Source organism: Pseudomonas sp. CFBP 5748 (assembly GCF_053850495.1).
In genome coordinates this window covers 28291-54774 of sequence record NZ_JBSPTN010000021.1, presented here as the reverse complement: position 1 = coordinate 54774, position 26484 = coordinate 28291, and the positions used below count along the sequence as shown (strand labels likewise).

Below are 26484 nucleotides of genomic sequence, written 5' to 3'. Positions count from 1 at the left end.
ACCCGCCGTGGGGCGGGTTTTCCATTCAAGCGGCTTGCAACTGCCGATCCATTGTCGCGATGCACTCGCGCATCTGCTCGCGGCATTGGGCCATGAGCCTGGGCATGTCATCCATGCTCAGTCCCACCGTAGGAATTGCCGGCAATGAACGTATGAGGATGTCACCGCTGCGCCAGCGATTGAGGCGCATGTGCTTGATATAGCTGCTGACGCACACCGGGATAATTGGCACTCCCGCAGCAATCGCCATCTGAAAGGCGCCTTTCTTGAACGGCAGCAGATCCTTGCCAAGATTGCGCGTGCCCTCCGGGAATACCCAGATAGAGGTGTCCTCGTTCTGCAAGGTATGGGTGGTGGTCAGCATCGACTGTCGCGCCTTGATCGCGTTGCCGCGGTCGATCAATACGTTGCCCGCCAGCCAGAACAATTGCCCGAACAGCGGCACCCATTTCAGGCTCTTCTTGCCGATGCACACGGTACGGCGCGGCACCACGTTACCGAACATGAATAGGTCATAGTTGGATTGGTGGTTGGCGATGATCACACAGCCGTTGGGCTTATCCACCAGCGTGTCGACCTGCGTCCGGACCCGCAGGCGCAAAATGCACATGGCCGGCAATGCGTACAACCTTGCGCATAAACGGCTGTTGTCTGGATTGAACGGCCGGCACAGCCCCAAAATCACCCCGAGTACGCCAGCCAGGACAAAATGCAGGCCCATCAACAACATACGCAATACAAACAGCATCTACAGGCCCCATCGGGACAAAAGGTGGCGCAGTGTACGGATGTGCACTGTTTTCGGCAATTGTCCCTATAGAGGTAGGAAATGGACGATGTTTAAGCGCATGTTTCCAAATAACGCGACAGAAGCGGCCTAGAGCGGTTGCGGGCTTTTAAACGACGCACGTAGGAAAAATGCCCAACGCTAAGGGCTTAAGGAAGGTCACTACACCGTGGCGAGGGAGCTTGCTCCCTCGCCACGGTGACCCGTGTAAGCCTTGAGTGACCAGGGAGCGTCAGCCCATGTGCTCCTGATCCAGCAGAATCGCACTGTCCAGTGTATCCAACAGCGCCTTGCGGACTTTCAGCTTGGTATTCTTGTGGGCCGTCATGTTGATTTTCTTCAACTGACGCGCCGCCTCCAACGCCGCACCCTGCAGCTCCTCGACCGACACCACCTTGTCGAGGAAGCCAGCATCTACCGCACTCTGCGGGTTGAACATCTCGGCATTGATCACCGAGCGATGAAACGCCGACTTGCGCAGACGATCACGGGCCAGCTCAATACCCGCGTGGTGCATGGTCATACCGATCTGTACCTCATTCAGGCCAATGCTGAACGGCCCGTCCACACCAATGCGGTAGTCCGCCGACAGCAGCAGGAACGCGCCCTTGGCCACCGCATGCCCCGGGCACGCGACCACGACAGGGAAGGGGTGCGACAACAGACGACGCGCCAGGGTCGAGCCGGCCGTGACCAGACTCACCGCTTCCTTAGGGCCGGCGGTCATCACCTTCAGATCGTAACCGCCCGACAGAATCCCCGGCTGCCCGGTAATGATCACCACCGCCCGATCCGCTGTCGCCTGGTCCAGAGCAGCGTTGAACGCGGCGATCACATCCGGCGAAATGGCATTGACCTTGCCGTTGTTCAAGGTCAGGGTCGCGATACCGTCTTCGAGATGGTAGGCAATCAGGTCGCTCATGACGCTATTCCTTGTAAGAGAAGTGACGCAGACGTTACCCACCGTCGCAGGCCAGGTAAAGCGCCGTGACTGACTCACCGGTCAGCCCCAAGCCCCGCAAACAGCCTGGCCCGCCCATCCCGCCAAGCCTTCATCTATAGAGCTGCGCCTGCACAGCCCCGAAGATTGGCCGGTTTGCCCTGCCCAGGTGCGTTTAAAATGCCTGACCAAGCTTAACCGCATGAAAATTCTGAAAAAAACCTTTGCCATCGGAAAAGCTTTCGACTACATTAGCGCGCCTCGACAGACTGAACAGTTTGTCGAGATACGGTGAAGTGTCCGAGTGGCTTAAGGAGCACGCCTGGAAAGTGTGTATACAGGAAACTGTATCGAGAGTTCGAATCTCTCCTTCACCGCCACATTCGATATACATAAAGCCCCTGGTTTTCCAAGAAAATCAGGGGCTTTGTGGTTTCTGCCGTCTGAAAAATGACGATATGGGCAATGGCGCCCAGGTGATACGCCCTCAGCGCAAAAGGTGCGAATTTCCTAACCTTGACTCCACCATCGCAATGACTATCCCCACGTTTAGCCGTGCTACAAAAAGGCCTGTTCAACGCCTGGAAAAACACCGATGCCAGCGCTCTCCAACGGCAGGCCCTCCCATCGATTCGGCCTGTTTTGCGTAGCCAGTTTTCTTCTGTCCATTTCTTACGGCGTCACCTTCCTGGTCTCGCTGCTAGTGTCCTCCCTAGGGGGAACTGAGCGCGATGCAGGACAAGTCTTTGCCGTTGCCATGACGAGTACCTTGGTAGCTGTAGTCGGCTCTGGGCATTTGATGCAGCGCGTAGGCGCGGCACCGTGCATGGCCCTTGGCGCCGTATTTCTGGTCATTTCATCAATGGGGTTTGCTCTGCTGTCGGGTCTTGGCATCGCCTTGTTGGCTTGTGGATTGATGCTGGGGATTGGATGGGGGCTGTTTTACACGGTTGGGCCCATCATGGTGGCCGCGATGGTCGAGCCAGCCAGGCGGACTCATTGCTTCGCGCTTTTGTCTGGGAGCATGTTGACGGGGATCGGCAGCGGCCCTCTCACAGGCAAGTTGGCAAGCTATGCAGGACTGCCCATTCAGACGGCTTTCTTCTGTGCTGCGGTCTCGGCGTTGCTGGGTGGTTTGTATTTTTGGTGGTTGAGAACTGGCTTCGCCGAGTTGGAGCGCCGGTCTGGCGACAAGCTTCGGATGGGGCTGAGATCGGCGACGGATGTTCTACGCTCACGTTCAGCGTTGTCCATTTTGATGGTGGGTCTAGGGGGCGCGATTTTCGGCGGCCTGGGCAGTTTCCAGACAAGTTATGCAGCGAGCCAGGGGCTTGACTACTCCCTGTTTTTCGTCGGTTTCATGGGGGCGGCTATCGCTTGTCGGTTGTTGATTGCCGGGTGGGTCGTCAGTCGTGACCCCTTCGCGACTTCCTGTCTATTGACCACTCTGATGTTGATCGCCGTGACGGGGTTCGGTGTGTGGGTCCATGACAGTCTGAGTTATGGGTTGACCGCTGCCATACTTGGGATCGGTTATGGTCTCAACTATTCGGTCATTAATGGCTTGGCGGCCAACGAGGCGCCACCTGGACTGACCGCACAGGCACTCCTGCTTTTCAGTCTCTCCTATTTTATTGGCGTATTCGGGTTTCCCTTTATCGCCGGCAGGCTCATCAGCAGCATGGGCGTGAATGGGATGCTGCTGGGTGTCGGATTGATCGCTTTGCTTGCCTGGGCCTTGAGTGTAAGTCGCTGGCTGGCTGGGCGATTCTGGAAACCAGTATCTCTCTCGGAATGAAGCAAACCTACGAATAAAGTGCCTCGTTGAAGGTTGGTATTTCGTGCGACTCGTACCCTCTAGTCGCGTCAGAACTTTTCGCCAGACAGCATCAGGCAAATTCGCAACAGTATCGAGCAACAGCATTCAAGTGCATGCCGCTAAGGTTCCTCTTCAAGAGCTTCCTATCAACTGCATTGTTATGAGGCAACATCATGACCATACGGATGAGTTCGACTTTGCGCCTTCAGACTGTCGCCCTGTACTGGGTACTTTCAACGAGCCCGGTCTGGGCTTCGGAAACGATGACTCAGGACGCCAATGCGCATAGGGTGCGCCAAGCGTTCACCAACTGGCAGCAAGGCAAAGGCACTGTGTTCGATCTGCTGGCGCCCAACGCCATATGGACCGTGACCGGATCAAGCCCCGTATCGGGTGTGTATAACAGCAAAAAAGACTTGCTGGAGCAGGCCGTACGACCCATCACGGCTCGGCTGGCGACCGCGATTTCTCCCACTGTCCAAAGCATTGTTGCCGAGGAGGACGTTGTGGTCGTTCTGTGGAGCGGTGAAGCAACCGCATTGGATCACCAACCCTACAACAACACCTACTTGTGGCACATGACATTCAAGGACGGCCAGATCACGCAGGTAAAGGCCTTTCTGGACACCTATGTGTTGAACGACCTTATGCATCGCGTAAAACCTGCGCAGTAATAGGAGGGTATTTTCAGGAGCAGACCTAGCGTGGTGCAAAGGGGAATGGGGGGCGGGCGTGAACAGCTATGGATTTTCCATGAGGCCGTTCGCGTTTCCGTACAGCGGAATCTAAAAAGCTAAGCTTGATCCAGAACAAAAACCGGAAACGGGTAGTCTTTTGTAAACCCAAATTCCACTCGCCCTGAGATTGCACAATGAGCCTGATCGATTGCCCCGAATGCGCTTCCCGAATTTCCGACAAGGCCTATGCCTGTCCGCATTGCGGCAACCCTTTCCGGGAGCCGAGTTTCCGTTTGACCGAGAAGAACGTGGGCCAGATAGCCGGGGTGACTGGCGTCTGGCTCACCGCGCCCTGGATCGCGCGAATGGTCTTCGGTGTGGTGGCCGTGATTGCAGTCGCTGCGGTGTTGATCCTGCGTTGACTTGCGTCGATTAGCCAGCTAGCGAGTCGGGCCAGCCGCGCAAGCGCTCTGCCAGACATAATAATTGTCGAACTCACTGCTTTCGACGAATTGGAAACCGTGGCGGACGTAAAAGCGATTCGAGGCACTTTCTTTAAGGGCGCCAACCCTTATCGGGAGCGCGGCTGCATCCGCTTCTTTGAAAATATGATTGAGAACAGCAGCGCCTATTCCTGATCCTTGTGCGCTTGGTCTTACATACAAATGGTCAAGCAAGAACTCATTGTTGAGAGGCTTGACTACAACGAACCCAACCCTCTTTCCCTGCAGTTCGATGTAGCGTGTGTAGCGAGGTTCGAAACCACTAAGAAACCGCTCGTGCGCGCGCAGGGGATCAAATCGCCCCACGCGCTCCAGGCTTTCGCGCATGGCCTCGATTCGAATGTCCACCAGATCGTCCGAGTCGCTTTGTTGAGCTGGGACCAAAATGATGGGCGGATTTTGATGGCAGGTGAGGGGCATTATTCACGCTCTGGTTTTCGTCCGGGAAGCCAGTATAGATAACTTGACGATACCAGCTCATGGCGTCGAAATACCTAGCTTGTCCCCTCTAGCTCTATGGCCTGGCGCCATTACTCACCCTGTCCTAGTCTTTTCTGATCAGCAGGACCTCATCGGTACTTATTGCACGGTGTCCAGGGAGTCATGGAATGGCGAACAAGAAAGGAACTGAGTTGGTAGCCGGTTTAGAGACAATCCCCGGAGCAGCAGGGATTTTCGGGATCTGTTATTCAATACTTACCTGGAGCGGCGTAGGAAAAGGCTTCAGCCCTTTCAGTCTTGGCTCTTGGAAAAAAACACTGGGCAAGCTTGTCGAAGATGGGCATGCCACGACCTTTCTCGTCGACGGCAGAAACATCACCCTGACGGGTATCAGTGACGACGGGTGGGTATTCGATACAGGTGCTCTTGGCTCAACCGATTGGGCTCGCGCCACGGGAAGCGCGACCACCTATGTCTATTACATCGGTGTGAATAAAGCTTTCGTGAAAAAGTATCGGCAGCTTGAAGCCAAGCTAAAGAAAACCAAGACCTCCTACGATGCCTTCTGGCCCAATCTTCCTAGTGCCAAAACCCAGTACCAGAACTGTGTGAGCCATAGCCACTACCTGGTTTCCGAGCTGGGACTCGCTCACTGGGGTAATACCGTCAAGGGCTGGTGGATGCCTTCGGCGAGTAATTGGGTGGATTGGTTTAAAAGTTTCGCGCCTGTGCAGCGAGACGGATTCAGCTGGAAATACAAGAGGTTCGATGGCACGAACACTCATATTCCAGGCTAGGCGTTACCCGGAACAGTTTGCATAAAAACGGCTCGTGGACTGTTGAGGTCGGGGTCGGCGATGTTTGTGTGGGCGTTTATAAGCCGGCTCTCCCATCCATTGACCGGTAACTGCCCCAGGTCAGGACAGGCATTGCAGCGAGCCTTCGAACCCTCTATAAAATCCCGCGCTGACATCACGACTTTCTTGATCGTCTTGCCCCCTGGATATCTGACCCGCATGGAGCATCATCGTGAGCCAATCGCCGCGCGCCCTCAACTTTCGAGTTAACACCTGCTCGCGCAACGTGTCGTCTTGCGTGCTGCCCGCCTTGAGCATCAGTGTCCTGGCCCTGCTCAGCGGATGTGGCGCGTTGACGGATGTCCGCTCATTCTCCACGCCCTATTCAACGCCTGACGGTGGCGAGACCGCACGCTTGCGGGTCATCAGCGATGGCATGGTCAGGGGCGTGCCCAAGTCCGATTGCGTCGACTTCCGCCTGCCGGGCGCTGGCGTCATGGTGGCGTTCCGGGATGGCTACGCCAATCGCAACAGAGAAAGCCTGGGCATGCCGGCGACCAGCGAGCGCCCATCTTCCACGGTTATGACTGAGCTGTTGGTGCCCGCCGGGAAACCCATCGCCTTTCATTACATTGGTGCTCGCTGCTACAACATGTTCAGCTTTGTCCCTAAGGCTGGCGTGGATTACCAACTGGACGCCGCAGGGCTTTATAAGTGCGGTGTGACGCTTCAACAAACGCCCGTGGGGACGGGCGCGTTTTCCCCTGCACCCTTGAAGGAAAGCAAACTGTGCAAGGTGACGGATAACTTTTAGCGTTGTTTGCCAAGGACGCCATAACGTTTGAAAAGGAGCTTCATGATGGAAACCCTCCCCACCTTGCACACCCGTCGCCTCATCCTCACGCCTTTGGAGCTGACGGATGCACCGGCGATTCAACGGTTGTTTCCCCTCTGGGAAGTGGTCCGTTACCTGGACAGCCGCGTGCCCTGGCCTTACCCGGATGACGGCGCGCTGACTTACGTTCGCGACCACGCGCTCCCTGCCATTGCGATGGGGCGCGAATGGCATTGGATGATCCGCCTTGCCGAAGATCCTGCACACAGCATCGGCAGCATCAGCCTGTACGACCAGCCAGGCAACAACCGTGGTTTCTGGCTGGCGCCTCAATGGCAGGGCAAAGGCTACATGCGCGAGGCCTGCGAAGTGATCAACGCCTATTGGTTTGAAACGCTGGAACGTCCCGTCATGCAAGTGCCCAAGGCGGTGGGCAACCATGCTTCGCGCAGGGTTTCGGAACATGAAGGCATGCGCATGATTGCGACGCAGCAGGGGGAGTTTGTTTGTGGGCCGTTGCTTAAGGATATCTGGGAAATGACGCGTGGGAATTGGCTTGAGAAAAAGGCCGCGCTGGGGTCGAATTGAGCAGAGCCAAATGGGTCAATTCATCGGTGAACGACAAGTTACCACGGTCGTCGCCAGGAACTCTGTCGGGTTAACGGGTAAAGGAATGTGAAATGGATATCCCACAGGATTTCAAACCGTTATTTCGTAGCAGCCCTTTCCTTGACCTGCTGGGTCCCTTTTATTATCGGGAAAACTCCGAAGGTTTTACCGTTGGGATTCGGGTGGAGGAGAAACACACCAATGCGCGTGGACTCGCTCACGGAGGATTGTTCATGGCGCTGGCTGATATCGCACTAGGCTACAGCGCAGCTTTCTCGAAAGATCCTCCTCTTAAGCTCGTGACGACCACGATGACTACTGATTTCGCTGGCTCCGCCAAGATCGGCGATTGGTTGGAGGCTGCCGTAGATATTCAAAAAACCGGTAGTCGATTGGTATTTGCCAATACTTATATCAGCGCTGGAGAGGAGCGCGTGGTTCGAGCCAGTGCATCTTTTCTGGTGCTCAGCTAAAGCGCTGATACGTTTTTTGCCGTAAGAGCGAACGGTGCAATTTTCGATGTCTCACTCAGTGGTTGTCGCCAACGGCTTGTGTGCAAATCCATTAATGACGATGTACAGCAGCGGGCCGATCGATACGAAGATCACGGTGATCAGCAAGTAAGGCAGCACCGAGACGAACGACCTGCCTTTCGCGCGTGAGTCTCTGTACATCCAGATGCACGCCATGCAAGCGAGCAGATAAAGGTCGATGACGACCTGCGCGGTGTCTGGGCTAGACATGAGCCTGATGCCGAACGCCAGGAGCGATTGCTCGGCGAGAAACAAAGTGCTCGTCGTGTACAGGGAAAAAAGCAGCAGCGTGACAAGTGCAATGTAAGGTTTCTTCACTCTACCTCCTTGGGCAAGATCATCGATCGGTAGAGGTAGGCTAGTGATATGACAGTCATGGTTTCAATGACCTCTGAGGTCATGGACGCCGCCCACCCGCAATGCCAGAGTCAACGCATGAGCAGTCGACCTTTTTCTCGAACTACGCCGCCAATTTCTGCTGGCGCGCAACTGCGTCATTTGCGCCAACAAGCCGGATTAAGTCAGCTGGACTGCGCGCTGATAGCTGGGATATCTCAGCGTCATCTCAGTTGCATCGAGACGGGGCGCGCCAAGCCAGGCCCTGGCACTCTACATAACTTGCTGACGGCCCTGGATGCTCCCTTGGAGCGATGCAACGACATCTTCCTCGCTAGTGGCTATGCCCCTCGCTACGAAACGACGCCGCTCACATCGTCGTCAATGGAAGTGGTACGTGATGCCATTCATCATGTACTTCACGCCAACAATCCAGCTCCGGCGATTGTTTTGGGCAGTCACTGGGAGGTTCTTGCAGCCAACGCCAGCACTGGCGTTTTGTTCGATTTGGTGGGCCTTGCCAAAGACGCGGCAGAAGGGCTGAACCTCTTAGTGACACTCTTACAACCGGGCGGCTTGGGCGACCATTTGTGCAATGCGGAGGAAATAAGATCAGTGGCCTGGCAACGGGCAACTCGAGAAGCTTCGAGCAACTCCACACTGGCTGAGATTCTGAAGAGCCTGCCGGTTCCGAACAGCCTTTCAACGCTGGCTGAAGAACTGCTGCCATTGTTGCTGACGCGAATCAACTCTCCCCATGGCGAGCTGAAGTTCATGTCAACGTTCACCACATTCGGCATGCCGCTCGATATCACAATGAGCTCATTGCGCATTGAGCATCTGATTCCTGCTGATGCGAAGACCTGGGAGGTCATGACCAATGCCTACGAGCGGACGCAAAACGAGAACACCTGAACCGTACTGTCCATGGAGGTCAGCCGGGTAGTTATTTACCCGCCAAAGGACGCCACGCGATGGCCAGGGAGGGCCCCGATTTCGGCGCGACGGCTGCCGGAGGCGCAGGTGCTACCGATTGTGCCACGTCCGATGAGCCACCTATTTCCACCAGCACGTCGATGGTTGCCCGGTAACGCCACACCTTCAGCGGCGCCGTGAAACCAGGTCGAATGCGGCGGGTGACGGCGGTCAGTTCGGCTGGGCTATTGACCGAAGTCCCGGCAACTTGCAAAACGATATCGCCAGCCAACATACCTGCCTTTTCAGCACCACTTCCCGGCACTGGCCCCAAGACCAATACACCGCTGACGGTGGGTAAGCCGAATTGCCGAGCCACCGTCGGTGTAACGGCGGTGATGTGCAGGCCCAACGTCCCCGTCTGGTTCGCCGTGGGTACAGGCGTTGCCACTGACGTCACGGTAGTCGGGGGGACTGTAGCAACGCTTGGTGCGGGAGCGCTTCCGGCTGAGCAGTCGCGTTGCGTGGCTACCTGTTGAATCACAAGGTTGACGGGGTCGGCCGCCATGCTCGGATATTGCTCCCACCCTCGTTTGGTTGCCAGGAACGTTTCACAATCCATGGCGTAGTAGGTCGCCGGGTCTCTGACCTTGCGCAGGTATTCCGCTGTTTCGGCTCGCTCCGCTGAGCTGTACATGGGATTGACGCAAGACGCCAGAAGAGGGAAGAGAGCAAGCGTTCCGGCAAGGCGTTTTGTCGGCATAGGACTTCCCTGATGTCGTGGCGTTTAAGCGAGTCCATGCAAGGTACTATTTGGCCATCATGCTGTCCAACGTCAAACCAGGCACCGCATTGCTGCGGTGATTGGACGAGCGGCATCCCACCAGACGTTCATTCGATATACAACCTGAAGGCACTTCGCCATGATGCGGGACGATCAACTCAAATTAAGCATTGAGAAGCGAAATGTTTGCTACTGCCTTCAAATCAAGCACCCGGCTTGCCGTTGCACTGTCGCTCACCGGCCTGACTGGCTGTGCCTCTGATGGCGGTCTCGGTGAGGCTGCGGTGATCGGTGCGATGTTCCTTCCCATGCCGGCTGGAGTGGACACCAGCGTAATGACAACTGCCGTAGGCGTAGCGGCCGGTGCCTATGTGCTCTCCTCGGTGGCGAGTGCGGACTCTGCCAGTGTTTCTCCCGCGACCTCCACTGTTGCCGCGCCCCAAGGGCTGCCCCCCATTGACCTGCAAAAGCTGGTGACCCGGGAAACACCTGACCGGTATCGTTCCAAATCGTGTGAGTACATTGAGATGTCCCTTAGTGAGGTGCCGATGTACCAGGGGAGTGCTGAGCCGATATTGAAGCAGGTCGGCACGGCTCGAAAAGAAGCGGCCAGCCAGGTATGGCTTGAAAAAGGTTGCCAGCTTGCCAATTTACCTCGCGGTAAGATCGGCGCGAACATCGACACCATCGATCCGCAGCGGGCGATGGCCTTGTCATTTCCCCCCGCAGGCGTTGTGGTGCTGGCAACTGTTCCGGGTAGCGGTGCTCAACAGGCCGGACTATTGCCTCAGGATGTGATCGTGGCCGTTGATGATCGGCCTATCGCCGATTCAATCGATTTCAGGGTGGCCGTTGCAAAAGCTTCAATCGGCTCGCGGGTGAATCTGAAGGTATGGCGAGCTAACGCGTTTAGCATCATTCCTGTTGTGGTCGGGGCTGGAGGGACTCAAGTATCGGTGACGCCGACAGTGACGGCCAATGGTGTCGCGGCCGCGTCTGCAGTCGGTGCTATGTATTGCACTGCAGTGCTGGCCACTCAGCACACTTACGGTGCTACCGTCAGCCCGGTCAAGTTAATCACCGGGGCAGCGAACGACATGCAGCCCTCACTCAAGAGCTACATCGCTAAAGTGAAACAGCAACAGCCCGGCGTTTGGGGAGATTTCAAACTTAACAGCGCTGTTTGTGCACCGAGCGCCGTGGTGTGCATGGCCGAGGCCAAGGGACCGACCGGTAAGACTCAGAACGCTTTCGAGTTCTGTCACGCGACGCAAGCCAAAGCGGATGCTGAACTGGCCCAGATGCGCCAGGGAGACCCAAAAGCGGTGGTCATTGACTGGCCTTGAGCCGTCATCGTGAACAGGGGCTGTTGCCTAATCGTCAGTAGCGATCAAGGAAGAATGCATGGAACCTCTACTCAATCGAATCATGCTGTATGTGCGGGACGGGAATTTCGTTTCTATTTCCAGTAGAGCGTTTGCATGCCGCTGAACTTTCAAAAAATGCATGCCAATGGCGATGACTTTGTTATCGTCGATTCGCGACACTCAGATTGCCCGGTGACCAGTGCCATGGCCCGGCGCATGGGGGATCGCCACCGGGGCGTCGGCTTCAATCAACTCGCCGTGCTGCTCGATTGCGACGATGCGGGTGCCCGCGTGATGTTCTGGAATGCAGATGGTTCTACGCTGGATGTCTGTGGCAGCGCGACTCGAGGTGCTGCGGACATGCTTATGCGTGAATCAAATGTGACGTCGATAACGCTGCGCACCCACCGTGGTCTGCTCACCTGCGAGCGGACCTCAACCGGGGAAATTTCTGTCGACATGGGGCAACCGCTTTTCAACTGGCGAGACATTCCCTTGGCGCGGGAACTGGACACCGCTGTTCTGCCACTTGCGGGCAGCCCGGCAGCGTGCAGCATGGGAAATCCGCACTGCACCTATTTTGTGGATGACTTGGCCGTCGTTGATATCGCGACGATCGGACCAGCAATCGAAAGCAATCCCCTTTTTCCACTCAAGACCAACGTACATTTCGTCCAGGTTATTAACCGCAAGCACATCCGGTTGCGCATTTGGGAGCGTGGCGCTGGTATTGCGCTCGGTTCGGGTTCCTGCTCGTGCGGTGCTGCTGTTAACGGGATACGGCGTGGCTTGCTGGACAGTTGCGTTGAGGTTGAGTGTGATGGCGGAAGTGTGATGGTTCGATGGGATGGCGTGGGTGCGGTCTTCCTCATTGGGCCGGTGGAGGTAAGTTTTTCGGGGATGACCGCAGACAGCTATTAACAGCAACAGCGTGACAAACAGAGGCCGATCCCAATCGGCCTACGCGTATGCATCCACGCCCACACGCGCCAGTAGCCATTGCTGGTAGACCGCAGCGCTGTCAGTCGCCTGGTCGCCATTTTTAGCGTTAATGGTTTTCCCCTCCAGGCGTCCGATGTCGATCAAGTGTTGAAGACTGTTCAGTACTTGGGAGGCGTCGCTGTTGCTGAGGGTTTCCACATTGGGCAGGTCGACAGCGTTGCTTTTCTCGTCGAGTGTCGTCCAACTGGAACCAGCTTTAGAGCTGGCTGCCAGTTGTTCAAGAGTCCGTTGTGTATCGCGAAAGTTTTCGTCGAGCCGGGCCTGGATTTCCGGCGTTGCGTTTGCGACCTGAATTCTGCCGGCCGTCGCTGTGCCACTCTCCAAAGCCTTTCTGAGGTTATCCACGTACGGCAGCGAACGTAAGGTGCTTCCTATCATGTTGGTACTCCTTGGTGGGTAGCCGAGAAGCAGAGCAAAAGCCGGGCCATTGGCTTAGGCCTATCTTTAACGGGGCATTGACCCCGTCGCCGCAATGGCTGGGAGGCACGCGCTTGCCGAGATGGGCAAAGCGTTGCCGCAAGCGCCAGGGGGCATGAGCGGATCGGCCAGAAGCCGTGATCGGGTCAGATGTTTGAGCCAGTCCAGGTGCGCTAGAATGCCGGACGCATAGAACTCAAGGACCCGCGATGATATTGCGACACAGGCCAGTGAAGGCTGATGACATCAAAACCATCTGCAGCTTTCCGCTCAATGCTCAGGAACTGTTTTATATGTTCCCGAAAGCTCAATACCCTCTGACTGAGGCTCAACTCTCCAACGCCATCACTCAACGATTCGACTCGACGGTCGTGGAGACGGAAGGCCGCGTTGTGGGCTTTGCCAACTTCTATCGGGCCGAAACGGGCGGAATTTGCTGTATCGGCAATGTCATCGTTGCCCAAGAGGCACGAGGTAAAGGTGTTGCGACCTTCCTCGTGGAAACGATGACGGCCCTGGCGTTTGATCGCTATAACGCCACGCAGGTGCAGATATCTTGCTTCAATGAAAATACGGCGGGTTTGCTGCTGTATCCAAAGCTGGGTTTCTTACCCTTTGCTATCGAGGAGCGAATTTCTGCGGACAATCGAAGGACAGCGCTCATTCATATGAGTCGCGCGCTGGATTCTCTGAGTACATGTACGCTATTGAAAACCTGACGTTCAGGTCATCAAAATGTTGTGGGAGCGATTGGGTAAGGGAGAAGCGCTGGACCACGTCGACTCTTCTTCCTACCGGGCGACTTATGGGTTCACCGCGACATTCGGCAGCCGTAAGGTGCCCGTCGTGGGGATACGGCATATGTCCAGGTTTGTGCCGAGCATCGAGGCCATAAAACAGGCTTGGGAACGACAGAAAGCCGCATCAGTGTCGTTGACGTTACAGCAAGCCTGAACGCGATTGATTTACAATGCCTGTCCTTCAACCGAGGCTGGCATTTCGTGGATGCTTTTTCCGTTGTCTATCAGCAACTGATCCAGTGGGTCATCGCCCCCATCACCGATCAGTTCTTTGGCATTTTCAACTTGAACGGCCGCCTCGGGATCCTGTTTCTCTGCGCCTCCTACGGTGTCGCCTATGGCCTGTTTCGCTTCAGAAGACATCGCGGCCTGACCGACGCCCGTTCACTCTGGCAATTCATCGGCGGTAGCCGGGTGCATCTGCATCGTTCGGCCTTGCTGGATTATCGCTACTACTTCGTGCGGGCCATTCTCAAGATTGCCCTCGTGCTGCCCATCGTCCATCTGGTGGATCCGTACATTCTGCGTTCCGCGGATTACCATGCTTTTTTCACCAACCTCTGGGGCGCTCGCCCGCGTCTGGGGGAGAACCTTTCGCTCGCTTTGCTCTATGGGTTGGGGGTATTTCTGGTCAAGGATTTCGTCCACTACTGGGCGCATCGGGCCTTTCATTCGCGTTGGCTGTGGGCGTTTCACAAGGTTCATCACTCGGCACCGGTGCTGGTGCCGGCCACGGCGAGCCGGGTGCACTTTGTGGAGAAGATCGTCGAGAAGCTCGGCGTCACCGCGTGCCTGGGCCTCTTCGCGGGTAGCTTCTGGTATGCCTGCGGTGGTGAGGTCAGCCGCTATACGTTGTTCGGCGTGACGTATCTGGTGTTCATCTTCAATAGCCTGGCGGCCAATTTGCGTCATACCCATGTCTGGCTGTCATTTGGCCCGGTGGTGGAACATGTGCTGAACAGCCCGGCCCAGCACCAGATCCATCACAGCGACGCGCCCAGGCATTTCAATCGCAACTTCGGCACCAACCTGTCGCTGTGGGACTGGATGTTCGGCACGCTCTATGTCACTCGCGCGCAGCCCGAGGACTTGCGCTTTGGCACCGGGGAACAGGATCAGGCGCGCTACCTGACGGTCTATAGCCTGATCGTCACGCCTTTTGTCGAAACTGCGCGCAAGTTGCTGCCTGGGTTTTCATATCAAAGCTACCTCGCCACAATGCGCTCAACGCTTCTTCCTCGATCTGCAAGTGCTGACACTTGTGAGACGGAGTCAACATCCAGCAAGGAACGCCCATGAATTTCTTCAAGAAGCTTCTCGTTTCATTGAAAGGTCCCGCCGCCCAAGACGTCCAGCCCACACCGCAATCCCACGAACGCCCCGAGCCGGTCGCACCCAACAACCCGACCGAGGTTGAAGTGGCTAATCAAGCAGCTCGACAAGCCAGCGAAGCGTGCCTGGATCGTCATTGGAACTCGGTCGGAATGGTCGAGCGGGACGTCCTCTCATACCTGATCAGTCCGAGCTTTTCCGGTGGCCCGTACTGGCCTTCGACCCGTCAGGCCTACCGAGTGGTTCGTCGTGGCGCCACAATCATTCTCGCCACCGAAGGCCTGTCAGATCCATTCGATGATGCTGAGGGAATGGGCAATGGTTTCGAGATGGAGTTGTTCATGGAAACCGCCGATATCCCCGAGCACGCCTATGGCCCCGTGGGTGAGGTCGATCCTTTCAAGCGCAGTTGGGCATTCGAGTTGGTGGAGCATGTTGCCAAGACGGTGGCCGAGGCTGGAGGGATCACTCACCAACTCGAACAACACGGCGCACTCTCTCTCGAACTTCCCGGAGTCAGCCAGTCGCATCACATGGGTGATCAACTGCCCAAACACTTCGTGACCGATGACGACGCCGCCGGCGTCCTGCTGGGCGCCCCGGAGCCGGATTTTTCTACTCGTTTGGATGACATGCCCTTATCCCCGGTCAGATTGGTGCCGGTGGTGTTGATCACCGCGACGGAGCTGGAGTATGTCCGTTCTGGTGGGCGAGAGGCGCGGGATGATTTGGTGAGCCGTTTGAAGGTGGCGGGTGTCGGGCATATGAGCAGTCTGCAGCGGGCGAGTGTTGTGTGATACCAAGCGGCTATCGATCAGAAGCTGTTTGGGACGTTGGAAAGTCCTCTACCTACAGCTCGGTAATGCGCACTTAAGCAAACGATGAACCTGTGGCAGGCTTATAAAGTGGAACCTGCCGGCGCCGCATCCAATCGTCGTGCAATCACATCCATCACGTCGCCCCCGTCACGCAGTGGGATACAGCAAAGCTGCGCCAAATCTTGAAGGGTCGCGGGGTCGATGGTCTGTTCATCGCGCATCGCCAGGTTCTCCAGAAACTGGGTAGCGGAACGGATTCGGTAGGTTGCTGCATCGAGCAGGATGCTTAGCGGGGCGGTGGTGTCGACCCACCTTCCACAATCCAATCGCGCATTCCCACTCCACGCGGGATAATACGGCCCGGCTTGAGGTCACAATCGCTTCCCCCCTGATTGTATTGGCGGCTGAGAAGGATCAATCGCAATGACAGATTGGCTGCAGAGCACCGCAGAGGTGGCCGAACGGATACGCCGCCATGATTGGGACGCCACCGCGCTCGGGCCGCCGAATCAGTGGCCCGATGTCTTGAAGACCACCGTGGCCCTGAGCCTTGCCTCGCATTTCCCCCAGGCCATTGTGTGGGGGCCGGACATGATCACCTTGTACAACGATGCGTTCCTGCCGATCCTCGGCAACAAGCCCGAGGCGCTGGGGCGGCGGTTTGACGAGGTGTGGCAGGAGGTCTGGAGCGATATTGCGCCGATCTTGCAGGGCGCCTTTAACGGACAGGCGACTTATATAGAAAACTTCCCCCTGGTCATCGAGCGCGGCGGTGGCCCCGAGCAGGCTTATTTCACTTTCTGCTACAGCCCCATTCGTGATCAGTTTGGCAAGGTCGTGGGCATGCTGGATACGGTCACCGAGACCACCTCGACGGTGTTCATGACCCAGTGTCTGGCGGTCTTGGATGCGATTGGCAACGCCGTAGCGAATGCCACCGACCCGCAGGCCATCATGGCGACGACCACGCGGATTCTGGCGGCGCACTTGAACCTGTCCAACTGCGCCTATGCAGACATGGATGAGGACGAGGACGGTTTCACCATCCGTGGCGATTGGGCCAGGGCCGGTTCGCCGCATATCGTCGGGCATTATCGGTTGGCGGATTTCGGTCGGCTGGCGGTCGCCAACCTGCGGGCCGGCAAGCCACTGGTGGTCAACGACAACCTCAAGGAGCTGGCGCCGGAAGAAGCGGCGACGTTCCAGGCGATCGGTATCGCGGCAACCATTTGCGTGCCGCTGATCAAGAACGGGCGTTTGACCGCATTGATGGCCATCCACGATAAAACCCCCCGAGTCTGGTCATCCAACGACCTGGCGCTGTTGATGGAGGTCACGGAGCGATCCTGGGCCCACATCGAACGCACCCGTGCGGACGCCGCCGTGCGTGAAGGCCTGGCTGCCTTGGCTGAGTTGAATGCGACGCTGGAGGAGCGGGTCGAGGAGCGCACCACCCGCCTCAAACAGACCGAGGCGGCGCTGCGCCAGTCGCAAAAGCTCGAAGCCATCGGCCAGCTCACTGGCGGCGTCGCCCATGACTTCAATAACCTGCTGACGATCATCCGTTCCTCTGTCGATTTTTTGCGCCTGCCCAATCTGTCCCCAGAGCGCCGTCAACGCTACATGACGGCGGTTTCCGAAACGGTGGACCGCGCCGCCAAATTGACCAGCCAGTTGCTCGCGTTTGCCCGGCGCCAGCCCCTGAAACCGGAAGTCATCGACGTAGGCCAACAAGTGCAGAGCCTGGGGGACATGCTGCAAACCGTCACGGGCGCGCGGATCCAGGTGATTGTCGAGTTGTGCGACCGGCCTTGTTACATCCGGGCCGATTTGAGCCAGTTTGAGACAGCGTTGATCAACATGGCCCTGAATGCCCGGGATGCGATGAATGGCCAGGGCTCGCTGTGGCTGCGGCTCAGTTGCGGCGACGGCATGCCTTCGATCCGCGGTCATGCCGGAGCCGGGCAATCTTTTGCCGCCATCGCCCTGGCGGACACCGGCACGGGTATTGGCCCAGACGTTCTCGAGCATATCTTCGAGCCTTTTTTCACGACCAAGGAAGTGGGCAAGGGCACGGGGCTGGGGTTGTCTCAGGTGTTCGGTTTTGCCAAGCAGTCCGGCGGTAACGTCGATGTTTCGACTGTGGTTGGAGAGGGAACGGTGTTTACTTTGTACCTTCCGGAAGTGGCGCCCGAAAAGAACCATGAGCCCCCCAAGGAGGAAATCACGCCTCTGGTGCTGGAGAAGGGCAGGCGTCGGGTATTGATCGTGGAGGACAACCTGGAGGTGGGGCGTTTTGCCAACCAGATCCTCCAGGACCTGGGCTACGAAACGGCCTGGGCGACCAACGCCGAGGAGGCGTTGGAAATGGTTGGCCCGGATGCGATGGCATTCGACGCGGTGTTCTCTGACGTGGTCATGCCGGGGATCAGTGGTGTCGCCTTGGCGAAAGAATTGCGCCAGCGCCGCAAGGACCTGCCGGTGGTCCTGACATCCGGTTACAGCGAGGAGCTGGCCCACAGCGGGCATGATGGTTTTGAGTTCTTGTCCAAACCCTATTCGGCTGATCAGGTTTCCCGGGTTTTAAGCCGGACGATGTTGGGCACTGACTGAGTGTTTCGGTTTTGAAACAACATGGATCCATTCGTCGGTAAGGTACCTTCTGAACGGTAAGTCTGTAGATGACCGGCTAGTCTGAAATCGAAGGTCAATATTTTTCAGGCAATGGGTTTGTTGCCGGTAGGGGCCTCGACGAGAGGGGAAAGGCGATGGGAGCACCGTACAGCGAGGAGACCGCAGCCGCGTATCCGATCAATGAAGGGTTGCAGTGTGGCCAATCGGCCTACCATGCAGACTTTGGCGACGAGCCGATCAAGTCCATTCGGACGAAGGTGGCCAAAGTGCAGCGAGGGGAAAAGGCCAAGTTTTTGCCCAGAGTCCCGACCAGGAAATAACCGCAAGCGCAGCCCCGTCACCGAACGGGGCTTTTTTTTTCAGGCAGATTTCGCCAGGAAAATAGAAAGTCTCGTAAATATTTTTCATCTTTTTTCAACCGCCAGTTTCTTTCACGTTTCTTTCACAAGCGTGCACGTAGTCTTAGCTCATCCGTTAGAAAGCAGTACCTGCCCGTTTCCCCAGCGGGCTTTTTTTTGCCTGTCATAAAACTACCTCTCCGTTTGTTGTCCAACGGGTATGGCTGATCGCTATCTAGCGTAAACTGACGCTCGCGAGCACCGGCCATCTTTCCCCGATGCGGCATTCTTGAGGTTTTTATCATGCGTTTGACTTTGTCCACCTTGGTACTTGGGCTGTTGGTTGCCCAGGGTGCGATGGCTGCCGGTGATGGTACCGCTGCAGTCGGCGGGGGTTTGGGCGGTGTGTTGGGTAATGTGGTCGGCCAGCAGATGGGCGGCAGCACAGGCGCTGCGATTGGTGCGGGTGTTGGTGGTGCAGCCGGCAGTGCGGTAGGCGCGCGCAAGGGCAGCCGTACGGAAGCGGCCATTGGCGGTGGCTTGGGATCAGCCGGTGGTTCGATTGTTGGTAACCGCCTGGGCGGCTCCACCGGTTCCACCATCGGTGCCGGCATTGGCGGTGCGGCTGGCGGCGCGTTGGGCAGCAACCTGTCCAATGACAACGACGGTCACTCCGGCGGCAAGAAGCACAAGCATAAGAGAAAGCACCGTTAAGCAGATGCTTGATAAAGAGACCCGGCCTTGTGCCGGGTTTTTTCTTGAGCATCTATCTGGAACGATTGGCCTCTCCCCGCCTCGAATTCATACATCCATCAGCAATCGCGAGGTGTGCCATGACGCCGGAAACTGAAGGCAAGGAAGAAAAAGGCCCCACGGGCGTTCCCTTCGTCAATGATCCAGGCCCCAATGACCCCGGCAATGAAGATCCTGGTTCGTTGATGGATGACGCCCAGGTTCCGTTGATCGAGGATGAAGACGCTGAGCTTGAGGACGAATCCTACGATTGAACTCGCTCAAGCCGACCGTCGCATTCTCGCAACTGCACGACAGGTGATTTCACCTGCCAGGAGGTTATATGTCTGCCGATTCGCCTGTCCCCAGCGACGATGAAACCCCGGAATACCCGCTGCCGTCGCCAACCAACCCCCTGAGCCGTGACCAGCGTCCACCTGACGATGATGAGGCCGGTGTAGAGCAGGTGCCGAGCGAGGATGAGGATGAGAATATCGAAGTGAGTCCGGATGACCCGGACATTGCCGGTGACGATGCTTCTGGCGAGCCGAGCTGAGAGCCTGTTGCGTCTCATCCAGATTTTCCATTGCCTGTCCCAAGCTCTGCTCGTTATCCTGCTGAATCCTTTAAGGCGAACACGCACCCCTGGCCGCACCTGAGCCATCCCTGGAATGTTGTGTTGATAACGGATCAGATGCGATGAATGCACCGCAAAAAGAGTTTGGCCCGATCAAGGCTGTGATTTTCGACATGGATGGGCTGTTGCTGGACACCGAGGGCATTTATACCGAGGTCACGTCCATCATCGCCGAGCGCTACGGGCGCACGTTCGACTGGAGCGTCAAGCAGAACATCATCGGGCGCGGTGCCGGGGATCTGGCCAATTATGTCGTCCAGGCCCTGGAATTGCCGATCACCCCGGAGGAGTTCCTGGTCATCCGCGAACCCTTGATGCGCGAGCGTTTTCCCCATGCCTTGGGGATGCCCGGCGCTGAGGAACTGGTGCGGCATTTGAAGGCCCACAACATCCCGATTGCGGTGGGTACCAGTTCGTCGAGCCAGTCGTTCGCGCTCAAAACCACCTTGCACAGGGACTGGTTCGCGCTGTTCGATTTCATCGTGACAGCAGACGACCCCGAAGTCGGCGCGGCGAAACCGGCGCCGGATATCTTTCTCACCGCCGCCCGTCGCCTGGGCGTCGCACCGCGTGACTGCCTGGTGTTCGAGGATTCACCGTTCGGCGTGACGGCGGCCAAGGCTGCCGGCATGACCGCCATCGCCATCCCGGATTCGGCCATGGCTGACGAAAAATATGCCCATGCTGATGGGATCATTCGCTCCTTGAAGTTGTTCCAGCCAAGCCTGTGCGGTTTGCCGGAACTGGAATGGGCCTGACGACACAACGCGACACAGCAGAACGCCGGTCATGGTTGAAGCCATGACCGGCGTTTTTTCATGCCAGGATCAGGCGCCGAAACCACCGTCGATGGTCAGGCTGGCACCGGTGATATAGCCGGCTTCCGGACCTGCCAGGTAAGCGACGAAGCTGGCGATTTCATCGACGTTGCCGTAGCGCCCGATGGCCATCAGCGACATCAGGCTGGAGGCGAACTCGCTGTCGGCCGGGTTCATGTCGGTGTCTACCGGGCCGGGTTGTACATTGTTGACGGTAATACCACGCGGGCCGAGGTCGCGGGCGAGGCCTTTGGTCAGGCCCACCAGTGCGGCTTTGCTCATGGCGTATGGCGCGCCACCCGCGAAGGGCATGCGGTCGGCGTTGGTGCTGCCGATGTTGATGACCCGACCCCCTTCGCCCATGTGTCGTGCGGCGGCCTGGGTGGCGATGAACACGCTGCGTACGTTGATGGCCAGGGTCTGGTCGAAATCTTCGAGTTTGAATTCGTCCAACGGAGCCATGGCCAGCACGCCGGCGTTGTTGACCAGGATGTCCAGCCGGCCAAAGGCCTCGACCGTGGCATCGACGGCGTGGCGGATGGCGTCGGCGTCGGCGCTGTCAGCCTTGATCGCCAAGGCCTTGCCGCCGGTTGCGGTGATGCTGTTTTGCAGTTCTTCAGACTTGGCGGCAGAGCTGACATAGGTGAATGCCACGGCGGCGCCTTCGGCGGCCAGGCGTTTGACGATCGCGGCGCCAATGCCGCGGGAACCGCCTTGGATCAGGGCGACTTTACCGCTCAGGGATTGAGTATTCATGAGGTGCTCCAAACGTGCCGAGGCGAGATGCCGCGGTTGATGGGAGCGAGTATCAGGAATCGGGTATCGGCTGTGTAGACGCCTATTGATACAGTCTGTGTAAACCAAAAGTTTAGAGTGGGCCCTATGGAAACCTTCAGCAGTATCGAATGCTTTGTGCGCAGCGCTGAAGTTGGCAGCTTTGCCGAAGCGGCGCGGCGCTTGAGTGTGACGCCTGCTGCGGTGGGTAAAAGCGTGGCCAAGCTCGAAGCGCGGCTGGGTGTACGCCTGTTCCAACGGAGCACCCGTAGCTTGACGCTGACCGAAGCTGGCCAGTTGTTCTTGAGGGAAGTGGGCACCAGTTTCAATACCATCCAGAACGCCGTCGCCAACCTGGCCAGCGCCGGTGGGCAGCCTGCGGGCACCTTGAAAGTGAGCATGGGCACGGCGTTCGGTCGATTGTATGTCGTGCCGTTGCTGGGGAATTTTTTGCAGCGCTACCCGGCGATCAATCCGGACTGGCATTTCGACAATCGCCAGGTCGACCTGATCGGCCAAGGCTTCGATGCGGCCATCGGCGGCGGTTTCGAGCTGCCCCAAGGCGTGGTGGCGCGCAAATTGACGGTGGCCCATCGGGTGCTGGTTGCATCACCGGACTATCTGCAAACGCATGCCACGGTGACAGAGCCGGAAGATCTGTCACAGCATCAAGGTATTCTGATTCGTTCGCCACAAACCGGACGCGTGCGTTCCTGGCAACTGACCAGTCGCAGTCGGGAACACCGTCCGCTGACGCTCAAGACACGCATGACCATGAGCGATTCGGAAGCCGACTGCGCGGCCGCCACCCAAGGGTTGGGCATCGGGCTGGTGAGCATGCCGATAGCCGTTCCCTTTCTGGAATCCGGGGCCCTGCGGCGGGTGCTGCCGGACTGGTATGTCGACGATGGCAACATCTCCATCTATTACGCCGAGCACAAACTATTGCCGGGCAAGACCCGGGCGTTTGTGGACTTCATAATTGAGCAGTTTGCTGCGCAGGGGTTGGGGGAGCGGTTTAGCGCGGTATGAGATTGGCTCCAGACCGAGGCGCGGCCTTCGCGAGCAAGCCCGCTCCCACAATGGATCTGTGTCGTACACAAATCTCATGATCAGCACAATTCAATGTGGGAGCGGGCTTGCTCGCGAAGGGGGCGATGCGGTCTAAAGCCGTGAACTCACCGCCCAAACCGCCCCGGCCAGCCAATGATGGTCTTGGGCCGAGGTGTCGCATAGGTGCGCACTTTCGAAGTCGACAACCCCAGCCGCACCAGGGATTCGGCGATGGTCACCGCCGCGGTCACGCCATCGACCACTGGCACGCCGGTGCGCTGGCGGATTTGCTCATCGAGCCCGGCCATGCCGCCGCAGCCCAGGCAGATCACCTCGGCCTTATCCTGGCTGACGGCCAGTTCGGCCTGCCGGACGATGGCTTCAACCGCCCGTTGTGGGTCTTGTTCGAGCTCCAGCACCGCCAGGCCGCTGGCCCGCACCGAGGCGCAGCGGTCGAACAGGCCGGAGAGCTTGAGGCGGTCTTCGATCAGCGGCACGGTGCGGTCCAGGGTGGTAACCACCGAATAGGCATGACCGAGGAACATCGCGGTGCTGGCGCCAGCGTCGGTGATGTCCACCACCGGCACGTTCAGCAGTTCCTGCAAGCCCTCACGACCATGTTCGCCGTAACCGGCCTGGATCACCGCGTCGAATGGCTGGTCGTAGGACATCACTCGGTCCATCACCGCAATGGCGGCCAGATAGCTTTCAAAATTGCCTTCGATGGAGTCGGCACCGAAATGCGGCGTGAGTCCGACGATCTCGGTGCCGGGCGCGGCCACGGCCTGGGCCTGCCGGGCGATGGCTTGGGTGATGGATTCGGTGGTGTTGACGTTGACCACGAGAATTCGCATGAGCTGTCCTCCTTTACATAGAAAATAAGCGGCCCGAACCTGGCGGGCCGTTGCGAGCCAATTCAATTAATGACTGACGTTATCCACCGCAATGGATTCGCCGCTGACATCTTCGTAATACGCTTGGCGCTTGGCGATGATCAGGTACAGCAACCCTGCAATCGAAGCGCCAATCAGCCAGGAGAACGGTGAAACGCTGTCGAAACCGGGCACCAGCGCCAGGATAATCGCGATCAGGGCCGCCGGGATAAACGCCACCACCGCGCGGAGGTTGACCCCATTGCTGTAGAAATACGCACCGTTCGGGTCCTCGCTGTACAGTTGCGGCACGTTGATGCGGCCTTTTCGCACCAGCCAGTAGTCGACCATGATCACGCCGTACAGTGGCCCGAGCAGGGCGCCGAGGCCGGACAGGAAATACACGATCACCAGCGGGCTGTTGTAGAGATTCCACGGCAGGATCAGCACGGCAATGGCGGCGCTGATCAACCCGGCGCGGCGGAAGGTCAGGTACTTGGGCGCCAGGTTGCTGAGCACGAAGGCCGGGGCGACGAAGTTGGCCATGATGTTCACGGCCACGGTGACGATCAGGAATGCCAGGCAACCGAGCACCAGGAAGAAGGTGTTGGGGATCGAGGCGATGACCTGCGTCGGGCTTTCGATGATTTGCCCGTTGATCTGGAACTGCGCACCGCAGAGCAGGATGGTAATTCCGGCAAACACCAGGATGTTCACCGGCAGGCCCCAGAAATTGCCGACGACGATGGTCCGGCGGCACGGCGAGGAGCGGGCGAAGTCGCAGAAATTGAGAATCAAGGTGCCGTAGATCGACAGCCACAGCGCGCCGCCGGCAAAGATGTTGCGCCACATTTCGCCACCGCTCAGGGGCTCGCGGATCGACCAGGCAATGGTGGCGTTGGCTTGGGTGTACATCCAACCGGCCAGGGCCGCGACGGTCACCAGGATCACCGGCCCGGCAAACCCTTCGTAACGGCGTACCATTTCCATACCGTAGGCCAGGATCACCAGTTGCACGAACCAGATCGCCACGAAACACACCCAGCCCAGGCTCGACAAGCCGAGGATCGAATCGTGGTCGTAGTCGGCGAAACCGGGGTGGATCGCGGTGAGTAATACCCGCAAGACCACGGACGCCAGGTACGTCTGAATACCGAACCAGGCAATGGCGATGACGGCCCTGATCAAGGCAGGAATTTGCGCCCCGTGTATACCGAAACTGATCCGGCTGATCACCGGAAACGGCACCCCGGTTTTTTGTCCCATATAGCCGGACAGGTTCATGAAGCCATACACCAACGCCGCCCCGATCCCCAGGGACAGCAGGATCTGCCAGCCACCCAGGCCCAGCGCATACAGGCCGATGGCGAAGGAATAGTTGGCAATGTTGTGTACGTCGTTGGTCCATAGGGCAAAGATGCTGTAGCGGCCCCAGCGGCGACCTTCGACTTTGGTCGGCGCCAGGTCCTTGTTATGCAGCCGCGGGCTCAAGGCCAGGGGGGCCGGGGTTTCATCATCAAGGGCAGTGGTGGAGGAGGGCAGATCCAGCGCGATGTTATTGGAGAGACTTGTACGCATTCCGGCAGGCTCCTGATTCTCGGCCGCGATGACTGTGCATGAGCGCGAGGCTCGACAAATCTTCGTCGCGGCGGGTGAGCATCATTGGTTACGGGGCATCTGCAGCCTGTACGGGATAGGGCGCTTCAGGCTTGCGGATCTAAAGTGTGTGTATGTTTTATATAAGTTGTATACAAAACATGTGTCGACTCAAGCCAGATCTATGCCACTTACGGATCTATTCGAAGAAGCGCTAATTTCGTTTTATTATGATCTTTGGATAACTAACTGAAATACCGTGATTTAAAACTGACCATTTAAACAGGTATTTATTTTTTGGCGAACGCCAGTGGAGTTGGAAGGGCAGGCGAGACGGGAAGGTGTGTGTAACCTTTGGGGGCAGTAACGGAATAAGTGCACACAAAAATGCCACTTGTAGTGACATTTTTGTGTACAGGGTGCGGCGGACGCTTAGACGGTCTTGGATTTGGCGATGATGTTCCCGGCGTGCAGCCCGCATTCTTTCTGCGTGGCTTCTTCCCACCACCAACGGCCTTCGCGTTCGTGCTGGTTCGGCAGTACCGGGCGGGTGCAGGGCTCGCAGCCGATGCTGATAAAGCCGCGCTCGTGCAGGCTGTTGTAGGGCAGCTCCAGCATGCGGATGTAGCCCCAGACTTCTTCGCTGGTCATTTGCGACAGCGGGTTGAATTTATACAGGGTGCGCTCCGGGGTGGAAAACGCCGTGTCGATTTCCAGCACGGCCACCTGGCTGCGGGTGCCGGGGCTCTGGTCGCGACGTTGGCCGGTGGCCCAGGCGCGGACATCGCCCAGTTTGCGCCGCAGCGGCTCGATCTTGCGGATACCGCAGCACTCGCCGTGACCATCCTTGTAGAAGCTGAACAGGCCTTTTTCCTTCACGAAGGGTTCAAGTTTCGTGTAGTCCGGCGACACCAGTTCGATCTCGATCTTGTAGTGCTCACGCACCTGATCAATGAAACGATAGGTTTCCGGGTGCAGACGGCCGGTGTCGAGGCTGAACACCTTGACGTTCTTGTTCAGCTTCCAGGCCATGTCCACCAGCACCACGTCTTCGGCGCCGCTGAAAGATATCCACAGGTCATCGCCGAATTCGGCGAAGGCCAGTTTGAGGATGTCCTGCGGGGACTTGTTGGCATAGGTCGTGGCGAGTTCCACGACATCAAACGATGGGCTCATCAGGGCGGTTTCCTACAGGTCGGTGGCGCTGGGCGCTCTATATGGGGCTGATGGTAACAAAAGCTGTCGAAGCTGGCGCGCTCCTGTGCGTTGCGTAGCCTTCGGTGAATGGCTAGAGTCGGCAGGCCTTTTGTTCGCTCAA

30 protein-coding genes and 1 tRNA gene are annotated in these 26484 nt (G+C 57.7%); 20 read left to right on the top strand and 11 right to left on the bottom strand.

Annotated elements, in window-relative coordinates:
* Positions 1 to 25 precede the first annotated feature (25 nt).
* Together ACWNZ1_RS28785 and ACWNZ1_RS28780 are read right to left on the bottom strand one after the other, a co-directional pair.
* Positions 26 to 748, bottom strand: coding sequence for a 1-acylglycerol-3-phosphate O-acyltransferase (locus ACWNZ1_RS28785; RefSeq protein WP_256453526.1), 723 nt, complete (start codon positions 746 to 748; stop codon positions 26 to 28).
* 271 nt (positions 749 to 1019) lie between these two features.
* A complete protein-coding gene (locus ACWNZ1_RS28780) occupies positions 1020 to 1709 on the bottom strand; it encodes a crotonase/enoyl-CoA hydratase family protein (protein ID WP_135846422.1) in 690 nt (229 codons plus the stop codon).
* Positions 1710 to 2017: 308 nt separating this feature from the next.
* On the opposite strand from ACWNZ1_RS28780, the gene ACWNZ1_RS28775 reads away from it, so the two are divergent.
* The 4 genes from ACWNZ1_RS28775 (at position 2018) to ACWNZ1_RS28760 (ending at position 4645) form a co-directional block, all read left to right on the top strand.
* Positions 2018 to 2107 (top strand) — tRNA-Ser (locus tag ACWNZ1_RS28775).
* A gap of 215 nt (positions 2108 to 2322) precedes the next feature.
* Positions 2323 to 3525 carry an MFS transporter gene (locus tag ACWNZ1_RS28770; protein ID WP_456028018.1) on the top strand — a complete coding sequence of 401 codons (1203 nt, stop codon included), beginning with the start codon at positions 2323 to 2325 and terminating at the stop codon, positions 3523 to 3525.
* Positions 3526 to 3731: 206 nt separating this feature from the next.
* On the top strand, positions 3732 to 4220 hold the full coding sequence (locus ACWNZ1_RS28765; protein WP_256453524.1) for a nuclear transport factor 2 family protein: 489 nt from the start codon (positions 3732 to 3734) through the stop codon (positions 4218 to 4220).
* 197 nt (positions 4221 to 4417) lie between these two features.
* A complete protein-coding gene (locus tag ACWNZ1_RS28760) occupies positions 4418 to 4645 on the top strand; it encodes an integrase (protein ID WP_003204158.1) in 228 nt (75 codons plus the stop codon).
* 18 nt (positions 4646 to 4663) lie between these two features.
* On the opposite strand, the gene ACWNZ1_RS28755 is transcribed toward ACWNZ1_RS28760, so the two are convergent.
* Positions 4664 to 5146, bottom strand: coding sequence for a GNAT family N-acetyltransferase (locus tag ACWNZ1_RS28755; RefSeq protein WP_456028017.1), 483 nt, complete (start codon positions 5144 to 5146; stop codon positions 4664 to 4666).
* A 188-nt stretch (positions 5147 to 5334) separates the two neighbouring features.
* Between ACWNZ1_RS28755 and ACWNZ1_RS28750 the strand changes: the two genes are divergently transcribed.
* The 4 genes from ACWNZ1_RS28750 to ACWNZ1_RS28735 all read left to right on the top strand — a co-directional run bounded on the left by ACWNZ1_RS28750 (position 5335) and on the right by ACWNZ1_RS28735 (position 7881).
* Entirely contained in the window at positions 5335 to 5964 is a 630-nt protein-coding gene (locus ACWNZ1_RS28750) for a hypothetical protein (RefSeq protein ID WP_135846418.1), read from the top strand.
* Between the two features lie 232 nt (positions 5965 to 6196).
* On the top strand, positions 6197 to 6778 hold the full coding sequence (locus tag ACWNZ1_RS28745; protein WP_456028016.1) for a hypothetical protein: 582 nt from the start codon (positions 6197 to 6199) through the stop codon (positions 6776 to 6778).
* A gap of 45 nt (positions 6779 to 6823) precedes the next feature.
* Positions 6824 to 7387, top strand: coding sequence for a GNAT family N-acetyltransferase (locus ACWNZ1_RS28740; protein ID WP_135846416.1), 564 nt, complete (start codon positions 6824 to 6826; stop codon positions 7385 to 7387).
* Between the two features lie 92 nt (positions 7388 to 7479).
* Positions 7480 to 7881: a PaaI family thioesterase gene (locus ACWNZ1_RS28735; protein WP_057452097.1), complete on the top strand. Its 402-nt coding sequence runs from the start codon at positions 7480 to 7482 to the stop codon at positions 7879 to 7881.
* Positions 7882 to 7932: 51 nt separating this feature from the next.
* Here ACWNZ1_RS28735 and ACWNZ1_RS28730 read toward each other — a convergent pair whose 3' ends face one another.
* Positions 7933 to 8259, bottom strand: coding sequence for a DUF2834 domain-containing protein (locus tag ACWNZ1_RS28730; RefSeq protein WP_135846414.1), 327 nt, complete (start codon positions 8257 to 8259; stop codon positions 7933 to 7935).
* A gap of 117 nt (positions 8260 to 8376) precedes the next feature.
* On the opposite strand from ACWNZ1_RS28730, the gene ACWNZ1_RS28725 reads away from it, so the two are divergent.
* On the top strand, positions 8377 to 9192 hold the full coding sequence (locus ACWNZ1_RS28725; protein ID WP_135846413.1) for a helix-turn-helix domain-containing protein: 816 nt from the start codon (positions 8377 to 8379) through the stop codon (positions 9190 to 9192).
* A gap of 31 nt (positions 9193 to 9223) precedes the next feature.
* On the opposite strand, the gene ACWNZ1_RS28720 is transcribed toward ACWNZ1_RS28725, so the two are convergent.
* Positions 9224 to 9643: a S1C family serine protease gene (locus tag ACWNZ1_RS28720; protein ID WP_158296373.1), complete on the bottom strand. Its 420-nt coding sequence runs from the start codon at positions 9641 to 9643 to the stop codon at positions 9224 to 9226.
* A 515-nt stretch (positions 9644 to 10158) separates the two neighbouring features.
* On the opposite strand from ACWNZ1_RS28720, the gene ACWNZ1_RS28715 reads away from it, so the two are divergent.
* Positions 10159 to 11322, top strand: a complete 1164-nt coding sequence (locus ACWNZ1_RS28715) for a PDZ domain-containing protein (RefSeq protein WP_256453520.1) — start codon at positions 10159 to 10161, stop codon at positions 11320 to 11322.
* Between the two features lie 135 nt (positions 11323 to 11457).
* Positions 11458 to 12264: a diaminopimelate epimerase gene (dapF, locus tag ACWNZ1_RS28710; protein ID WP_456028015.1), complete on the top strand. Its 807-nt coding sequence runs from the start codon at positions 11458 to 11460 to the stop codon at positions 12262 to 12264.
* Between the two features lie 39 nt (positions 12265 to 12303).
* On the opposite strand, the gene ACWNZ1_RS28705 is transcribed toward dapF, so the two are convergent.
* Entirely contained in the window at positions 12304 to 12723 is a 420-nt protein-coding gene (locus tag ACWNZ1_RS28705; protein WP_256453518.1) for a hypothetical protein, read from the bottom strand.
* A 248-nt stretch (positions 12724 to 12971) separates the two neighbouring features.
* Here ACWNZ1_RS28705 and ACWNZ1_RS28700 point away from each other — a divergent pair, with 248 nt between their 5' ends.
* From ACWNZ1_RS28700 to ACWNZ1_RS28690, 3 genes are all read left to right on the top strand, one after another.
* Positions 12972 to 13481: a GNAT family N-acetyltransferase gene (locus ACWNZ1_RS28700; protein ID WP_265072277.1), complete on the top strand. Its 510-nt coding sequence runs from the start codon at positions 12972 to 12974 to the stop codon at positions 13479 to 13481.
* Between the two features lie 282 nt (positions 13482 to 13763).
* Positions 13764 to 14861, top strand: coding sequence for a sterol desaturase family protein (locus ACWNZ1_RS28695; RefSeq protein WP_456028014.1), 1098 nt, complete (start codon positions 13764 to 13766; stop codon positions 14859 to 14861).
* Entirely contained in the window at positions 14858 to 15691 is an 834-nt protein-coding gene (locus tag ACWNZ1_RS28690; protein WP_256453515.1) for a suppressor of fused domain protein, read from the top strand. The genes ACWNZ1_RS28695 and ACWNZ1_RS28690 overlap by 4 nt, the downstream gene beginning before the upstream one ends.
* Positions 15692 to 15792: 101 nt before the next feature.
* Here ACWNZ1_RS28690 and ACWNZ1_RS28685 read toward each other — a convergent pair whose 3' ends face one another.
* Complete coding sequence (locus tag ACWNZ1_RS28685; protein WP_256453514.1) at positions 15793 to 16038, bottom strand: short-chain dehydrogenase; 246 nt, start codon at positions 16036 to 16038, stop codon at positions 15793 to 15795.
* A 97-nt stretch (positions 16039 to 16135) separates the two neighbouring features.
* Here ACWNZ1_RS28685 and ACWNZ1_RS28680 point away from each other — a divergent pair, with 97 nt between their 5' ends.
* The 5 genes from ACWNZ1_RS28680 to ACWNZ1_RS28660 all read left to right on the top strand — a co-directional run bounded on the left by ACWNZ1_RS28680 (position 16136) and on the right by ACWNZ1_RS28660 (position 20811).
* On the top strand, positions 16136 to 18325 hold the full coding sequence (locus ACWNZ1_RS28680; protein WP_256453513.1) for a GAF domain-containing hybrid sensor histidine kinase/response regulator: 2190 nt from the start codon (positions 16136 to 16138) through the stop codon (positions 18323 to 18325).
* 662 nt (positions 18326 to 18987) lie between these two features.
* Entirely contained in the window at positions 18988 to 19398 is a 411-nt protein-coding gene (locus tag ACWNZ1_RS28675) for a glycine zipper domain-containing protein (protein ID WP_025214787.1), read from the top strand.
* 119 nt (positions 19399 to 19517) lie between these two features.
* Positions 19518 to 19691 carry a hypothetical protein gene (locus tag ACWNZ1_RS28670; protein ID WP_178084270.1) on the top strand — a complete coding sequence of 58 codons (174 nt, stop codon included), beginning with the start codon at positions 19518 to 19520 and terminating at the stop codon, positions 19689 to 19691.
* A gap of 68 nt (positions 19692 to 19759) precedes the next feature.
* Complete coding sequence (locus tag ACWNZ1_RS28665; protein WP_135846403.1) at positions 19760 to 19972, top strand: hypothetical protein; 213 nt, start codon at positions 19760 to 19762, stop codon at positions 19970 to 19972.
* A 143-nt stretch (positions 19973 to 20115) separates the two neighbouring features.
* Positions 20116 to 20811, top strand: coding sequence for an HAD-IA family hydrolase (locus tag ACWNZ1_RS28660; RefSeq protein WP_256453512.1), 696 nt, complete (start codon positions 20116 to 20118; stop codon positions 20809 to 20811).
* A gap of 69 nt (positions 20812 to 20880) precedes the next feature.
* Here the strand turns inward: ACWNZ1_RS28660 and ACWNZ1_RS28655 are convergent, their stop codons facing one another.
* Positions 20881 to 21627 (bottom strand): 3-oxoacyl-ACP reductase family protein, encoded by a 747-nt coding sequence (locus ACWNZ1_RS28655; protein WP_265072274.1) that lies wholly within the window; start codon positions 21625 to 21627, stop codon positions 20881 to 20883.
* Positions 21628 to 21753: 126 nt separating this feature from the next.
* On the opposite strand from ACWNZ1_RS28655, the gene ACWNZ1_RS28650 reads away from it, so the two are divergent.
* Positions 21754 to 22677 carry a LysR family transcriptional regulator gene (locus ACWNZ1_RS28650; protein WP_456028013.1) on the top strand — a complete coding sequence of 308 codons (924 nt, stop codon included), beginning with the start codon at positions 21754 to 21756 and terminating at the stop codon, positions 22675 to 22677.
* A 146-nt stretch (positions 22678 to 22823) separates the two neighbouring features.
* Here ACWNZ1_RS28650 and ACWNZ1_RS28645 read toward each other — a convergent pair whose 3' ends face one another.
* From ACWNZ1_RS28645 to ACWNZ1_RS28635, 3 genes are all read right to left on the bottom strand, one after another.
* A complete protein-coding gene (locus ACWNZ1_RS28645; protein WP_060741345.1) occupies positions 22824 to 23552 on the bottom strand; it encodes an aspartate/glutamate racemase family protein in 729 nt (242 codons plus the stop codon).
* A gap of 66 nt (positions 23553 to 23618) precedes the next feature.
* Positions 23619 to 25148: an NCS1 family nucleobase:cation symporter-1 gene (locus tag ACWNZ1_RS28640; protein ID WP_256453509.1), complete on the bottom strand. Its 1530-nt coding sequence runs from the start codon at positions 25146 to 25148 to the stop codon at positions 23619 to 23621.
* 450 nt (positions 25149 to 25598) lie between these two features.
* Positions 25599 to 26342, bottom strand: coding sequence for a phosphoadenylyl-sulfate reductase (locus tag ACWNZ1_RS28635; protein WP_135846398.1), 744 nt, complete (start codon positions 26340 to 26342; stop codon positions 25599 to 25601).
* Positions 26343 to 26484: the final 142 nt, after the last annotated feature.

Bases quoted from the DNA above. Each gene is read 5' to 3' on its own strand.
- ACWNZ1_RS28785 (WP_256453526.1), bottom strand. From the start codon at position 748: ATGCTGTTTGTATTGCGTATGTTGTTGATGGGCCTGCATTTTGTCCTG.
- ACWNZ1_RS28780 (WP_135846422.1), bottom strand. From the start codon at position 1,709: ATGAGCGACCTGATTGCCTACCATCTCGAAGACGGTATCGCGACCCTG.
- ACWNZ1_RS28770 (WP_456028018.1), top strand. From the start codon at position 2,323: ATGCCAGCGCTCTCCAACGGCAGGCCCTCCCATCGATTCGGCCTGTTT.
- ACWNZ1_RS28765 (WP_256453524.1), top strand. From the start codon at position 3,732: ATGAGTTCGACTTTGCGCCTTCAGACTGTCGCCCTGTACTGGGTACTT.
- ACWNZ1_RS28760 (WP_003204158.1), top strand. From the start codon at position 4,418: ATGAGCCTGATCGATTGCCCCGAATGCGCTTCCCGAATTTCCGACAAG.
- ACWNZ1_RS28755 (WP_456028017.1), bottom strand. From the start codon at position 5,146: ATGCCCCTCACCTGCCATCAAAATCCGCCCATCATTTTGGTCCCAGCT.
- ACWNZ1_RS28750 (WP_135846418.1), top strand. From the start codon at position 5,335: ATGGCGAACAAGAAAGGAACTGAGTTGGTAGCCGGTTTAGAGACAATC.
- ACWNZ1_RS28740 (WP_135846416.1), top strand. From the start codon at position 6,824: ATGGAAACCCTCCCCACCTTGCACACCCGTCGCCTCATCCTCACGCCT.
- ACWNZ1_RS28735 (WP_057452097.1), top strand. From the start codon at position 7,480: ATGGATATCCCACAGGATTTCAAACCGTTATTTCGTAGCAGCCCTTTC.
- ACWNZ1_RS28725 (WP_135846413.1), top strand. From the start codon at position 8,377: ATGAGCAGTCGACCTTTTTCTCGAACTACGCCGCCAATTTCTGCTGGC.
- ACWNZ1_RS28715 (WP_256453520.1), top strand. From the start codon at position 10,159: ATGTTTGCTACTGCCTTCAAATCAAGCACCCGGCTTGCCGTTGCACTG.
- dapF (WP_456028015.1), top strand. From the start codon at position 11,458: ATGCCGCTGAACTTTCAAAAAATGCATGCCAATGGCGATGACTTTGTT.
- ACWNZ1_RS28705 (WP_256453518.1), bottom strand. From the start codon at position 12,723: ATGATAGGAAGCACCTTACGTTCGCTGCCGTACGTGGATAACCTCAGA.
- ACWNZ1_RS28700 (WP_265072277.1), top strand. From the start codon at position 12,972: ATGATATTGCGACACAGGCCAGTGAAGGCTGATGACATCAAAACCATC.
- ACWNZ1_RS28690 (WP_256453515.1), top strand. From the start codon at position 14,858: ATGAATTTCTTCAAGAAGCTTCTCGTTTCATTGAAAGGTCCCGCCGCC.
- ACWNZ1_RS28680 (WP_256453513.1), top strand. From the start codon at position 16,136: ATGACAGATTGGCTGCAGAGCACCGCAGAGGTGGCCGAACGGATACGC.
- ACWNZ1_RS28675 (WP_025214787.1), top strand. From the start codon at position 18,988: ATGCGTTTGACTTTGTCCACCTTGGTACTTGGGCTGTTGGTTGCCCAG.
- ACWNZ1_RS28670 (WP_178084270.1), top strand. From the start codon at position 19,518: ATGACGCCGGAAACTGAAGGCAAGGAAGAAAAAGGCCCCACGGGCGTT.
- ACWNZ1_RS28665 (WP_135846403.1), top strand. From the start codon at position 19,760: ATGTCTGCCGATTCGCCTGTCCCCAGCGACGATGAAACCCCGGAATAC.
- ACWNZ1_RS28660 (WP_256453512.1), top strand. From the start codon at position 20,116: ATGAATGCACCGCAAAAAGAGTTTGGCCCGATCAAGGCTGTGATTTTC.
- ACWNZ1_RS28655 (WP_265072274.1), bottom strand. From the start codon at position 21,627: ATGAATACTCAATCCCTGAGCGGTAAAGTCGCCCTGATCCAAGGCGGT.
- ACWNZ1_RS28650 (WP_456028013.1), top strand. From the start codon at position 21,754: ATGGAAACCTTCAGCAGTATCGAATGCTTTGTGCGCAGCGCTGAAGTT.
- ACWNZ1_RS28645 (WP_060741345.1), bottom strand. From the start codon at position 23,552: ATGCGAATTCTCGTGGTCAACGTCAACACCACCGAATCCATCACCCAA.
- ACWNZ1_RS28640 (WP_256453509.1), bottom strand. From the start codon at position 25,148: ATGCGTACAAGTCTCTCCAATAACATCGCGCTGGATCTGCCCTCCTCC.
- ACWNZ1_RS28635 (WP_135846398.1), bottom strand. From the start codon at position 26,342: ATGAGCCCATCGTTTGATGTCGTGGAACTCGCCACGACCTATGCCAAC.